The organism is Anabaena sp. FACHB-83, assembly GCF_014697485.1.
Classification (GTDB): Bacteria; Cyanobacteriota; Cyanobacteriia; order Cyanobacteriales; family Nostocaceae; genus Nostoc_B.
Genome location: NZ_JACJRY010000040.1, coordinates 1 through 13,305 on the forward strand (window position 1 = coordinate 1; position 13,305 = coordinate 13,305).

The 13,305-nt window shown below is 41.8% G+C and carries 15 protein-coding genes and 1 pseudogene; 9 read left to right on the forward strand and 7 right to left on the reverse strand.

The annotated features are described in order from the left end of the window. From H6G79_RS28625 to H6G79_RS28635, 3 genes and pseudogenes are all read left to right on the forward strand, one after another. Positions 1–144, forward strand: a pseudogene (locus H6G79_RS28625) (photosystem II D2 protein (photosystem q(a) protein)); the annotation flags it as partial. 812 nt (positions 145–956) lie between these two features. After that, positions 957–1,238, forward strand: coding sequence for a 4a-hydroxytetrahydrobiopterin dehydratase (locus tag H6G79_RS28630; protein WP_190594080.1), 282 nt, complete (start codon positions 957–959; stop codon positions 1,236–1,238). Positions 1,239–1,606: 368 nt separating this feature from the next. Further along, the gene (locus H6G79_RS28635; RefSeq protein WP_190594082.1) at positions 1,607–3,343 is read left to right on the forward strand and encodes an iron uptake porin; all 1,737 of its coding nucleotides are present in this window, start codon (positions 1,607–1,609) and stop codon (positions 3,341–3,343) included. A 65-nt stretch (positions 3,344–3,408) separates the two neighbouring features. On the opposite strand, the gene H6G79_RS28640 is transcribed toward H6G79_RS28635, so the two are convergent. From H6G79_RS28640 to surE, 6 genes are all read right to left on the reverse strand, one after another. After that, positions 3,409–3,573: a hypothetical protein gene (locus H6G79_RS28640; protein WP_242048602.1), complete on the reverse strand. Its 165-nt coding sequence runs from the start codon at positions 3,571–3,573 to the stop codon at positions 3,409–3,411. Beyond that, entirely contained in the window at positions 3,563–3,817 is a 255-nt protein-coding gene (locus H6G79_RS28645; RefSeq protein WP_190594083.1) for a hypothetical protein, read from the reverse strand. The genes H6G79_RS28640 and H6G79_RS28645 overlap by 11 nt, the downstream gene beginning before the upstream one ends. An 82-nt stretch (positions 3,818–3,899) precedes the next feature. Then, the gene (locus H6G79_RS28650; RefSeq protein WP_190594085.1) at positions 3,900–4,808 is read right to left on the reverse strand and encodes a MoxR family ATPase; all 909 of its coding nucleotides are present in this window, start codon (positions 4,806–4,808) and stop codon (positions 3,900–3,902) included. 108 nt (positions 4,809–4,916) lie between these two features. Beyond that, complete coding sequence (locus H6G79_RS28655; protein WP_190594088.1) at positions 4,917–5,954, reverse strand: bifunctional riboflavin kinase/FAD synthetase; 1,038 nt, start codon at positions 5,952–5,954, stop codon at positions 4,917–4,919. A gap of 298 nt (positions 5,955–6,252) precedes the next feature. After that, the gene (locus tag H6G79_RS28660) at positions 6,253–7,137 is read right to left on the reverse strand and encodes an MBL fold metallo-hydrolase (RefSeq protein ID WP_190594090.1); all 885 of its coding nucleotides are present in this window, start codon (positions 7,135–7,137) and stop codon (positions 6,253–6,255) included. A gap of 381 nt (positions 7,138–7,518) precedes the next feature. After that, positions 7,519–8,319 carry a 5'/3'-nucleotidase SurE gene (surE, locus tag H6G79_RS28665; protein ID WP_190594093.1) on the reverse strand — a complete coding sequence of 267 codons (801 nt, stop codon included), beginning with the start codon at positions 8,317–8,319 and terminating at the stop codon, positions 7,519–7,521. 342 nt (positions 8,320–8,661) lie between these two features. On the opposite strand from surE, the gene pheS reads away from it, so the two are divergent. From pheS to H6G79_RS28695, 6 genes are all read left to right on the forward strand, one after another. Beyond that, positions 8,662–9,654, forward strand: coding sequence for a phenylalanine--tRNA ligase subunit alpha (gene pheS, locus H6G79_RS28670; protein ID WP_190594095.1), 993 nt, complete (start codon positions 8,662–8,664; stop codon positions 9,652–9,654). A gap of 30 nt (positions 9,655–9,684) precedes the next feature. After that, positions 9,685–9,900, forward strand: coding sequence for a hypothetical protein (locus H6G79_RS28675; RefSeq protein WP_190594097.1), 216 nt, complete (start codon positions 9,685–9,687; stop codon positions 9,898–9,900). Continuing rightward, positions 9,897–10,181, forward strand: coding sequence for a type II toxin-antitoxin system mRNA interferase toxin, RelE/StbE family (locus H6G79_RS28680; protein WP_190594099.1), 285 nt, complete (start codon positions 9,897–9,899; stop codon positions 10,179–10,181). Before H6G79_RS28675 ends, H6G79_RS28680 begins: the two co-directional genes overlap by 4 nt. Positions 10,182–10,235: 54 nt before the next feature. Next, complete coding sequence (locus H6G79_RS28685) at positions 10,236–10,814, forward strand: Uma2 family endonuclease (RefSeq protein ID WP_190594101.1); 579 nt, start codon at positions 10,236–10,238, stop codon at positions 10,812–10,814. Between the two features lie 85 nt (positions 10,815–10,899). Further along, complete coding sequence (locus H6G79_RS28690) at positions 10,900–11,232, forward strand: DUF6883 domain-containing protein (RefSeq protein WP_190594103.1); 333 nt, start codon at positions 10,900–10,902, stop codon at positions 11,230–11,232. Then, positions 11,229–11,555, forward strand: coding sequence for a DUF4926 domain-containing protein (locus H6G79_RS28695; protein ID WP_190594105.1), 327 nt, complete (start codon positions 11,229–11,231; stop codon positions 11,553–11,555). Before H6G79_RS28690 ends, H6G79_RS28695 begins: the two co-directional genes overlap by 4 nt. Positions 11,556–11,566: 11 nt before the next feature. Here H6G79_RS28695 and H6G79_RS28700 read toward each other — a convergent pair whose 3' ends face one another. Continuing rightward, positions 11,567–13,009, reverse strand: a complete 1,443-nt coding sequence (locus H6G79_RS28700; protein WP_190594107.1) for an ATP-dependent DNA helicase RecQ — start codon at positions 13,007–13,009, stop codon at positions 11,567–11,569. Positions 13,010–13,305: the final 296 nt, after the last annotated feature.

Here is a 13,305-nt window from a genome sequence, read left to right on the forward strand (position 1 = left end):
GCCGAAGACCCAGAATTTGAAACTTTCTATACCAAAAACATTTTGCTGAACGAGGGTATCCGCGCTTGGATGGCTCCTCAAGACCAGCCCCACGAACAATTTATATTCCCTGAAGAAGTGTTACCTCGCGGTAATGCTCTGTAAGATTTGAAGAAATTCATCACTATCTGACTTTTCATTTATCCTCTGCTCTTGGGCAGGGGATTTTTTTATGTTTAGCAAAGAAGGTGGTTTGTGGAGATTGGGTGTAAGGGTGAAAGGGTATTGGGTGTAAGGTTTTTGGATACATACACCCCTATACCCCTACACCCTTGATTTTTCATCTCACTGCGTTAGTCCTGGCATAAATTCTTTCTTCTTCAAAACACCGCTATCTTTCTAAAATTAATGTGTTATATTGATTCAAGGTAAAAGCCCAGAGTAATTACTCTGCCTTTTTGAAACTAAGTCCGCTTAGGCAATAAGGAGGTGATGCCCATGATAGAAAGTAGTAAACGCATGGGTCATCAGGTTGCAGTTAGCCGGCTGTGCGCCGGGGCTGTTCTCTAAAGTTAGCCATAGTTACATTGAGAAACTAAGTTATCTCAATTAACTAGGTAAGCCTGGGAGTTCCTCCCGGCAGTCTGGTTGCAACCTGAAGACCCGCTAGACCGCTCTGACATTAGGTCAACAGACCTAAAATCAGAGCGGATAGTTTTTTATAGGTACTTTTTGTTGCAGCTTATCGGAATACAGAATGGACTTACGCATAAATATTGTCTGTAAAGAATGAGTGCAGGGGTGACAGGGTATAGGGTGTAAGGGTTTGGAAGAAGTACAACCCTATACCCCTAAACCCTCGAACCCTTCCCAAAACCCTGTATTTTTCGTCTAACTGCGTAAGTCATAACAGACTGGCTGGTCAAATCAATTATTTCAAAGTGTCCTGACAAAAATATCAACTGGGATTTTTTGGTATGTCACAACTACTAACTGAAGCAGAAATTCGAGAATGTGCCAACAGTTTGTCAGGTTGGAGTGTTGAAGGTAATCAGTTGCAGATCAAACTGATATTTAAAGATTTTGTGACAGCAATTGAGTTTGTGAACAAATTAGTCGAACCAGCAGAACTAGCTGGGCATCATCCAGATATAGAAATTTCCTATAACAAAGTCAAAGTAACGCTTACCACACATGATGCAGGTGGATTAACCCAAAAGGACTTTGACTTAGCATCTGTAATTTCTCAAATCAGTTAAAACCCTTTGTCCGGCGACATCTGGGGAAGGGAAATTGAGGAATGAGGGGTGCTGGGAAAATTGAAATACCCTAAACCTTACTCTTGCCTAGAAAAGACACAGGTTGGATTGTGACAGTTTAACAGGCGATCGCACCAAGCTTGTCATCTGCGACAAATGCTCTATAATAATAAGCTATAAAGGTATGTTTTTGTATAAGTTAATTACATCAATTTTTAACACTAAGTTAATCAGATGTTAGCTTTTCAAAAACTAAAATTGTAATAGTGGCACCAAACCTCATTAACGAAATTTCCAAAAATATCGTATTTTTGAGAAGGAGTGCAACGAAACAATTCTCTATACAAGGTGTGAGGAGAAAAGTAAAAATGTCTAATCTCTTGTGGAAATCACTCGTGGTTAGCCCCGCAGTTTTAGGAGCAACCCTACTCGTTTCAGCAACAGCGATTGCAGCTCCTAATGCCAGCACAGAAGTTTCAACAACTGAACAACCAGTTGCAGTAGAAGTTGCCCAACCAGAAATTTTGGCTCAAGCAGCACCTACTAACAACGACAGCAAAGTTTTAGACCAAGTTAACCGTTACAGCAACGAAGGCAAAACCAACAATTCGTTGTCTCAAGTAACTTCAGTATCTCAATTCTCTGACGTACAACCCACTGACTGGGCATTCCAAGCATTACAGTCTTTGGTAGAACGTTACGGTTGTATTGCTGGTTATCCTAACGGTACTTATCGTGGTAATCGCGCTCTTACCCGTTATGAATTTGCGGCTGGTTTGAACGCTTGTTTAGACCGCGTTAACGAATTAATCGCTACAGCTACAGCAGATTTAGTAACCAAGCAAGATTTAGCAACTTTACAACGGTTACAAGAAGAATTTTCTGCTGAATTAGCAACCTTACGTGGTCGTGTAGATGCTTTAGAAGCACGCACTGCTGAATTAGAAGCTAATCAATTCTCTACCACCACTAAACTCGTTGGTGAAGCAATCTTCGCTGTTAGCGATGTATTTGGTGGAAACAGTGGTGAAAGAAATAATACTGTCTTCCAAGACAGAGTACGTCTAGGCTTACAGACCAGTTTCACTGGTAGAGACGTATTGACAACTCGTTTGACAGCTAGTAACGCAACTCCCTTTACTCTGCAAAACAACGCTGGTACAGATATTAACAGCGCAGAGCCATTGCAAACTTACAACGTAGGTGGCACTGGTGGTAACAGCATTGTAGTAGATAGATTGACTTACGAAGCGCCTGTTGGCCCAGTTCAAGTTTACCTAGCTGCTGCTGGTGGTAAACACAGCCACTACGCTGCTGTTAACAACCCCTACTTCTTTGACAAAACCGACGGTGGTAATGGCGCATTATCCACTTTCTCCTCCGAAAACCCAATTTACCGTATCGGTGGTGGCGCAGGTATCGCCTTCAACATACCTTTTGGCCAAGGTGGCAGCATTATCAAGCCAAGTTCTATCACCGTAGGTTACTTAGCATCCGAAGCTGATAGTCCTACTTCTGGTGAAGGTTTGTTCAATGGTAACTATGCAGCTTTAGGACAATTGAACTTTGGTATTGGCGATCGCCTTGCAGTCGCTGCTACGTATGTCCACAGTTACAATGGTGCAGGTAGTTCTTTATTTGATAATGGTGAGCAAAATAACATTGCTACAGGTGTAGTAGGTACTAGTTTCGCCAATAATCTTCCGAACGCATCCTCAAGCAATTCCTACGGTTTGTCAGCAGCATTCAGACCTAGTGACAAATTATCTATCAGTGGCTTCATTTCTTACAGTGATGTCACAGGCTTTGGTGCAGGTGATGATAGAGAAGTTTGGAGCTACGGTGGTGGTATCGCACTGCCTGATTTTGGTAAGAAAGGTAACGTTCTGGGTATTTTCGGTGGCGTTCAACCTTATTCTATTGGCCGATTCTCAGTTTCACAGGGTAACAACGATCTGCCATTCCAAGTTGAAGGCTTCTACAAATATCGCGTCTCTGACAACATTTCCATCACTCCTGGTGTAATCTGGTTGTCTTCTCCTGGCCAGAACGACAACAATGATGACGCATTCATCGGTACTCTCAGAACAACTTTCACATTCTAAGAAGTTGAAAATCTTGAGATAGCTTTTACCCCGCCATCAGGCGGGGTTTTTTGTTGGCGCGTGAGTTACAAAATACTTGTAGGTGCTCCGACAATATTTCCTTGCTGTAGTTCCTCAATAATTGGTTGTACATCAGAGCGAATATTGCGAAATCTCTTTGAGAGGTCACGCAAATTTTGTTTATATTCAGGAGTTAAATCAATGAAGACTAATGGCTGTTCATTCGGCATCAATTCCCTCCCACATTTCGGATAGTGGTAGGCGTTGACCCGTTTTAGCTTGCTGTAAGGCTCTCCTTAAGCTGGCTTTAATTTCCTCAACAGGTGTATCATCAGGATCAACTTCTGCTGCTGTGTGTTCTGGAACTAACACAATCACCCGCACTTGATGAGGATAATTGATTTCCCGAATCGGCTGATCTAAGATTAAGTTGCCTTCAGAGTCAATTTTGCCAGTTACTTCGATCGCTTTCATTGCTATCCACCTCATTTGTTGGTGATCCTAACACGGGCAAATCCAAGCAGCGTAAGGAAATCGAAGTATATTGTAACTTTAGCTAAGGAATAGGCAGCGATCGCAATAATCTGTCTACAATAGTTTTGGCATTACGTCCTCCCCTGGGAATGAGGCGATGACAAAGAACGTAAGGCACTAAAAATTTTACATCATCGGGGATGGCATAATCACGCCCAGAAATAAATGCTAATGCTTGAGTTGCTTTTTGTAGAGCTACTGTTCCGCGCGGACTCACACCCAAAGTAATTTCTTCATCATGTCGCGTTGCCCTTACCAATTCCAAAATATATTCTTGTAAAGAAGCTTCTACTTTGACTTGAGAACAGATTTGACGCAATTGTTGTAACTCTGCCAAGCTAATACAAGGTTGTAACTCCGTCACATTTGCCCTTTGTTGGAGATTTTGCAACATTTGTAATTCTTCTTGCGCCGAAGGATAACCCAAACTCAAAGACAGCATAAATCTATCCATTTGAGCTTCTGGTAATGGGAAAGTACCTTGATATTCAATGGGGTTTTGGGTAGCAATCACAAAAAACGGCTGGGGAACTGACCGAGAAACACCATCAATTGTGACTTGATTTTCTTCCATTACTTCTAATAAAGCTGACTGAGTACGAGGTGTAGCGCGGTTAATTTCATCAGCTAGAAGTACATTAGCAAACACAGGCCCAGGCAGAAAGGTAAATTCACCAGTTTTGGGATTCCAAATATTCGTACCAGTAATATCTGTGGGAAGTAAATCGGGAGTGCATTGTAAGCGTTGAAATTTGCCATCTAAAGAACGCGCCAAAGATTTAGCCAGCAGCGTTTTACCCACTCCAGGAACATCTTCTAATAGTGCATGACCACCACTTAATAAGGCGACTAATACCAAGCGAATTGCCTCGGTTTTACCGACAATGGTAAGAGCGAGATTTTGAGTTAAAGCTTCAATTTGTTCTCTCATGCACCACAGAATGATTGAGGAATTGGCGATTAGGAACTGGAATGGAGAATAACCTATGCCTCATTCCCCACTCCCTGTTTTTCAGTATTCCCACTTCATCATCGGAAGTTAGCATTCTCCAGACAAAATTTTTTGAGCAATTTTACAGTCTCGGTGAATTTGTGTTTTCAAGGCTTCTAGAGACGCAAATTTTTGTTCTGGGCGTAAAAATTCGATGAGTTCTACAGTCAATTGTTTGCCGTATAAATCCCCAGACCAATCAAATAAGTGTACTTCTACGGATGAATTTATACCATTTACCGTGGGGCGATTACCAATATTCATCACTCCTAAAATCAATTGCGGAACAGTCGTAGGGGTGGTTTCATTTAAAATATATACCTTGACCGCATAAACGCCGTGACGTGGTAAAAATTTATCGCTGGGTATTTGAAGGTTAGCCGTAGGAAAACCAATGGTTCTACCGAGTTGTTGACCTTGAACCACTGTACCGAAGAGGGTGTAAGGTCTTCCAAGACATAAATTAGCGTTTTTGATATCGCCACTTTCCAGACATTGGCGAATTAGAGAAGTGCTAATTGGAGGTAGGCTGACAAATCCACTGTCTGACAAGTTATCTGTATGGGTTTGTAATGGAACAATAGTAACAGGAATATTGTGTTGAGACGCAAGTAATTGCAAATCTTTAGCAGTACCTCGACGCTGTTTGCCAAAACAAAAATCTTGCCCAACACTAATTCTTTGACACTGTAATTGTTGGACGAGAATTTTATCAACAAACTCTTGCGGCGACAAAGCTGATAATTCCTTGTCGAAGGGTAATAGTACTAGTTGTTCCACTCCTAGCGATCGCAATTGTTGAACTTTTTCATCCAGTGGTGTTAACCAAGTACGGGGTGTTCCCGTAAAAAATTCCTGTGGATGGGGACGAAAAGTCACAACTGTTGAGTATATGAGTTCTGGTGTTGGGGGTTGGTTGGTTTCCCCATCTTTGTTCGCTGCTGGCTGTAGAATCGGCTGAATTACCCTTTGATGGCCAAGATGTACGCCATCAAATTTGCCCAGCGCAACATTAGTTGGCCTGAGAACCTCTGTGGCTGAAGCAGCAACCCATACAGAACATCCATTTTGAGACAAATTTAGCACGTAGATTCTGGAATTTGAGGTTTATTTCACCATAAATCGCAAGCAACCTGATGGAACACCAATGAGTAGAAGACAAGCTGTGTATGGGTATAGAGGTGTAAGGTTGATGAACGCTTAACATCCCAACCGTTGATTTTTCGTTTTTAGACTATGAGTAGTTTTAACTTGAATAAACACACAACTTTGTCTTTGGTTTTCACAGTATCCTGATGAGGTAGATTCTCGCGCTTATAGCTCTTGATCACCAATCTAATCTAAAATCTACGATCGCTTGACAGGCAACTTTTACCCAGACAACTTATCTAACAGGAAAAGATTCTGATAACGGGACAGATGTAGACACTTGCAGCACCATTCTTTCCCGTGCCATGATTGCGCCTGGAAATTGTTTAGCCGCTTCTTCCCCGACAGCATCCAAAAAATCATCATTGTGAGCTGGATCATGGTGGAAGATGACCAAGGTTTTGACGTTGGCGGCTTTGGCTATTTTCACTGCTTCTTGCCAAGTGGAATGTCCCCAGCCAATTTTCGGCGATTTTGGCGAATAATATTCCTCATCGGTGTAAGTACAATCGTAGATGAGGATATCGGCATTGCGAGATAGCCTTAGCACATTTTCATCCAATCTGTCCGGAAAATGCTCGGTATCGGTGATATATACAGCAGCACCACCGCGCCAGTTAACTCGATAGCCAACTGCTTCACCGGGATGATTTAATGATGCCGTTTCTATGGTAATGTCATGAATATGAATGGGTTGCCCTGGTTTGACATCGTGAAAATGCAAATTGGCTTGCATAATCTGTAATGGCACTGGGAAATTTGGGTGAAGCATCTGGTCATTGAGGCGTTGCTCAATGGTCGAACCATCAGGAGCGATCGCACCATAAATGTGAAAATTATTGCCTCTGACAAACCCTGGGACAAAAAAGGGAAACCCCTGCATGTGATCCCAGTGGGAATGAGTAAATAACAGATGAGCTTCTAAGGGCATTTGGCGCAGTAAAGATTGTCCTAAAACATGCAGCCCTGTACCACCATCGAAAATTAAGCGTTTGTCGCCCACTTGCATCTCAATGCAGGGGGTATTACCACCATAGCGGACAGTATGTGGCCCTGGACTGGGGATGCTGCCACGAACACCCCAAAATTGTACGGTAAATTGGTTCTCTATCCTAGACATGGGTGTTGCTTGCTGGACTGAGCGGGCGATCAAGAACAAAAATGTTACTTGTTTGGTTAAGTCTATGCTGTTTTACCACATTTGGTAGAGAATGTTTTTCTTGGTACAACAGCATACCTTGTTTGGGGTAGATTGTGTGAACGTCGAAGAAATCCTGCAAAAGAGTTACCTGAATATTTCCCACATTATATGTATCAGTAATATCAAAACGCTCCTACTTTATAACCTAAATTTTACTGTGATGCCTTTAACTGATCATAAAAAGGCCAAGGGTAGGAAAATGAAGGCTGTGGGCAGCAGGTTAAAATGCTCATCATGACTTTGCCAAATTGGTAAATGAATTTGATTATGTAGTTGCCTTTAGATGAAAAGTATATAATTTTACTTATCTAAAGGAATTTCCCAGTGGGATAATTTATCGAGTCCGGTTGGATAGGTGAGATTATATTGCAACGGCGTAATACTGATATAGTTTTGACGAATCACATGCACGTCAATAGGTATATTTTGCGGTAAATTTAACCCCATTGGGGGTTCGACATCTTCGAGAACTTCACCAGTTAACCAGTAGTAGGTTTTACCACGGGGATCAATGCGCTTGTCAAACACATCAACATAGCGCCTGACTCCTTGTCTGGTAAAAGTGACTCCGGCAATTTCTTCCCACTTCACCGCAGGCACATTAACATTAAGTAACATTAAATCTAGTAAGGGTTTAGCGGCTAGTTGCTCCACTAAAGTTTTGGCAAACTTAGCGGCTGGTTGAAAGTCTTTGTAGAGATGACTAGTCAGGCTAAAAGCAATGCTGGGAATGCCTTCGATCACTCCTTCCATTGCGGCTGAAACAGTTCCAGAATAAAGAATTTCGGTTCCGAGATTGGCACCTTGGTTAATACCAGACAGCACCAAATCTGGAGGAGAATCTAATAAAGCCCATATTGCTAATTTGACACAATCTGAAGGCGTGCCATCACAAGCCCAAGCTTTGATACTGGGATGAAAAACTGATTCGACAATTTCCGCGCGAATTGGCTGGTGTAGAGTTAATCCATGTCCGGTGGCCGATCGCTCCCGATCTGGACAAACTACAGTTACATCATGGCCAGCTTCTGCCAAGCAGTTGGCTAGGGTACGCACACCCAAGGCAAAAATACCATCATCATTACTAATAAGTAATTTCATGGGTCATTTAATTTTCGATTCTGGATTTTAGATTTTAGATTGACTGCACCCATTTTGGGGATACAGTCCGGGGATTTTAGATTTGTTCTGCCCAAAAGAGTCTGGGGTGTGAACGGAAAGAATCATCCAAAATCTAAAATTTGCAGGGTCAAGAGACCATAGTCAACAGTTAAAGCTAAATTGTCAATGCTTGACATCACAAATACCAAAGAAAAAATCCTCCCTGGCGCGATCGCTTATAAAATAAGGTTATTTGTCTTTTGTCATTAGTCATGAGTAAAGAGTTCTTACTATTGACCAATGACTAATGACCAACGACCAATGACTAATGACTATTAACTAATGACTAGCAATTTAGAGACTCAACTTTTAGCATTACAGCAGGAAGGAGAAAATGCGATCGCTGCTGCTGATACCCTAGAACGCCTGGAAGAACTCAGAGTCAATTATCTGGGGAAAAAAGGGCAATTAGGGGCATTATTACGCAGTATGGGGCAGATGAGTGCAGAGGAACGTCCTAAAATTGGAGCGATCGCCAATACAGTCAAAGAGTCCCTGCAAACTAGTCTAGACAAGCAACGTGCCGCTTTAGAAACTGCAAAAATTCAGGCGCAGCTAGAAGCAGAAACACTAGATGTGACCATGCCGGGAATTTTCCGCCCCCAAGGTCGCATTCATCCCCTCAACGGCATTATTGACCGGGCATTGGATATTTTTGTCGGGATGGGTTACACCGTAGCCCAAGGGTCAGAAATGGAAACCGACTATTACAATTTTGAAGCCCTGAATACACCACCCGACCATCCCGCCCGTGATATGCAGGATACTTTTTACCTGCCAGATGGTAATTTACTGCGGACTCACACTTCCTCAGTGCAAATCCGCTATATGGAAAAAGAAGAACCACCAATTCGCGTGGTCGCACCAGGGCGAGTTTATCGGCGTGATAATGTAGACGCAACCCACTCAGCAGTTTTCCATCAGATAGAACTGTTAGCCATTGATGAGGGACTGACTTTTACAGACCTCAAAGGCACAGTCAAGATGTTTTTACAAGCGATGTTTGGTGACTTGCCAATCCGCTTTCGTGCCAGTTACTTCCCCTTTACCGAACCTTCGGCTGAAGTTGATTTGCAGTGGAATGGTCGCTGGCTAGAAGTAATGGGTTGCGGTATGGTTGACCCGAATGTGCTGAAATCTGTAGGCTATGACCCAGAAATTTATACTGGATTTGCTGCTGGTTTTGGTGTAGAACGCTTTGCAATGGTGTTACATCAAATTGATGATATTCGCCGTTTGTATGCCAGTGATTTAAGATTTTTGCGGCAGTTTTAAACATCTACTGTAATCAAGGCAGAAAGAATAATGACTCAATCTTCTAGATTAGATCAAGTTCTAGACAGCATCGAAGAATTATCAATAGATGAACAAGAAATACTCATTGATCTGATCCGTCATCGATTAGCAGAACAACGACGTTCTGCTATTGCTGCGAATATCGTGCAAGCACAAGCAGAATACCAGTCTGGTAAAGTGTTTCGCGGCAATGTTAATCAAATCATGGATGAGTTAAACAAATGATGACTCTGGTTTTAGCATCATCGTTTAAACGAGCATTTAAGCGGTTGGTGCGACGACAACCAGAGTTGCAAGAGCGAATAGAAGAGCGTTTAACGCTTCTAGCATCTGACCCATTTGATCCACTGTTACAAACCCATAAGCTCAAAGGCAAATTGTCAGGAGCTTGGGCTTGTTCAGTGGATTACGATTGCCGTATTGTCTTTAACTTTGTGCAGAATCCCGAATCTGATCAAGAAGAAATTTTGCTCATCGATATTGGCTCTCATGATGAAGTCTATTAAACCAAAATAGGTACATTCGTTAAAATACCTATATACCAATTACTGTTATGCGATATGACCTCAACCACGAGCAAAAAACTAACGCTTGAGGAATATTTAAAATATGAAGATCGCACTGATCACCAATATGAACTAGTGGCTGGAAAACTAGTGAAAATGCCACCTGAAAGCCCAAAAAATGTTCAGATAGCTCTGTTTTTGCTAGTAAATTTCCTCAAGTTTGTGCCAGTCAATCGCGTGAGTAATAAAGCTGAAATTGTGATCAGTGGTTTTCGTGCAACTACTCGTGTGCCTGATTTAATTGTCCTAACAGAAGAACTAGCAACAATTTTACAAGGTAAAACCAGATCCACAATTACTCTAGATATGCCACCGCCTGCACTGGTTGTTGAAGTTGTTTCTCCTGGTAAGGTGAATGAAGACCGAGACTATCGCTACAAACGTTCTGAGTATGCGGCTAGAGGAATTGCTGAATATTGGATTGTTGACCCACAGGCTAATAAGATTACCATACTTGTATTAGTTGATGGGCTTTATGAAGAAACTATATTTGTAGGAAATGCAGTGATAGTTTCTAACACTTTCCCACAATTAGAGCTAACCGCAGAGCAAGTACTTAATGCTGGGATTTGAGAGGTGCGCTTAACTAAGTAGACAGTTAAAGTTTCAGGGTAAAATTTAGACAACTATCCATATTTCAAATTTATACTATGAGCCAATGACTTTTTTACCACAAGATGCAATAATTGCAGAAGAAAAGCTAACTAAGTATCTGCTTGTACCGTTACCAAAAGACGATAAATCTAAATTTTTGGCTAAGGCTGGGTACACATTAGAAAATTGGCAACAACTGGAAAGGGATATCCGCACTCAAGTTTTAACGCAACCTGCTGAAGAGATTGAAACAAATCGCTATGGTCAGAAGTATTTAATTCGTGCATGTCTGCGAGGAATTAATGGGGTTGAAATCAACATAATAACTATTTGGATGATGACAAAAGATACAAGCAAATTTGTTACCTTAGTACCAGATACAGGAGCAAATTCATGAAGATACAGTACCCTCTATTCTCCCAAGTTGCCTTAGTGCAGGACTTACCAGAATACAACCTGAAGCGAGGTAATGTTGCCACAATTGTAGAACATTATCCTATGCCTGAAGGGGAAGAAGATGGGTATAGCCTGGAAGGATTTGATCTGCCCCATATAACTATAGAAGTATCAGCATCTCAAATTATTCCTGTTGCTCAATTGCAGGAAGAAGAAATAATTTTAACTAAGTTACGCAAGCTCTCTGGAGCGAGGTTGTTAGAATTACAAGACTATCTTGATTTTCTCTTGCAAAAAGAAGAGTCTGGGCATAAGAGTGCTTAATAAATCTGATGTTAACGACAATTATCACAATGTCCACAACGCCAATTAGTGGCATCTTGAGCAAAACCAAAGGCATTTAATAAAAACTGCCAACGACATTGTTTTGTTGTTAAATATTGTTGCATTTGTTTGACAGCTTGCAGTTGCGTTGCTGGCTGTTTCTGCACATTTGATTCAATTTTGTAATGGAAAGGATCAAGCCATTTTAATTGTCCGCTACTGTGGAGTAAGGCTAATGCTACAGCAGCATCAGGAAATTGTCGCGTGACTGTATGAATATCGCCTTGTTTGGGCAATTTTTTGACTAATTGCTGTGCTGTTTGCAGTTGCGATCGCATTTTATCAGCAAAAAACTGTTGTCTTTGCTTATCGCCAGAATCTAACCATCCTGTAGGTTCACTCACCAGTGTCAATGCTTCGGCTGGTTTCCCATCTCGTCCCGCACGGCCGATTTCCTGCACATATTCTGATAGTAAATGTGGTGCGTGATAGTGGACAACCCACCTGACATCAGGCTTATTTATCCCCATTCCAAAGGCACAGGTACAAACCACAAATGGTATTTTACCACCTAACCAACTGGCTTCGACGGCGCGGCGTTCGGCTGCACTTAACCCTGCGTGGTAACTGGCTGTCGGATAACCCATCTCAGCTAACCATGCTGCTAATTCTTCGCTATCGCGGCGGGTGCGAACATAAATTAAACCAGCTTGTGGCGATCGCTTTTGAATAAACTGGAGTAACTGTTGTTTTCTCCCCCGTGGTGTCCAAGCGATGCGAACACTAGGATGCAAATTAGCACGGTAAGGATTCTGCCGAAAAATTTCAGGTTGCTCTAATTGTAAAACTGTTTGAATAATCTTTTGCACTAATGGATCAGCTGTTGCTGTAAAAGCAGCAATACTAATTTTCGTTCCTGGTGGTTTTGATTTGAGCAATGCCGGACGTACCGCCCCTAATCTGCGGTAAGCTGGTCGAAATGTATCGCCCCATTGCACCAAACAATGTGCTTCATCTAAAATCAAGCCATTGATTTGCAAATGTGGCTGAGATAATCTTTCCCAAACAGGTGGACTTAATAACGTCTCTGGCGATAAATAAAGTAATCGTAGTTGTTGTTTTTCCAATGCTTGCAGTGCTGCACGGCGTTGAGATGAAGCTAATTCACTATGCAAAAGTGCTGCGCTCAGATGGCGTTGATGTAGTTCTTTTACTTGGTTTTCCATCAACGCTACCAAGGGAGAAATTACTAATGTTAATCCTGTTTGTAATAATGCTGGTAATTGAAAACAAATAGATTTACCGCCACCTGTTGGCATAATAATCAGAGCATCTTGCTGTGCTAATAAAGTTCTGATTATTTCTCCCTGTGGTGGACGAAAATCATCGTAACCCCAAATTTTTTGGAACGCTGCATGAACATCCTGCCAAGTGGTTTTTGTGGGTTGATTCATGCTGAGAAATAGTAGATGCGCCCTTGGTTTTCCACATTGAATATGAGGTTACTATGAATATAACTGCTGCTATTTAGCACCAGCTTCAGTAATTTCCTCATAATTTTATGCCGCGAGCATTTAAAGTCGATTTTAGTTGTCCCGAACATGGTTGGATAACTGTGGAAATGTTATCTGGTTTGATTTTTTAAATTATCTGTGTAGGCAGGGAGTGGGGAGTAGGGAGTAGAGAGTAGAAAAAATATTTTCTAGGGTGTAGTGCGTGTTTTATAAATCAAAGATGAGTTTTATATTCA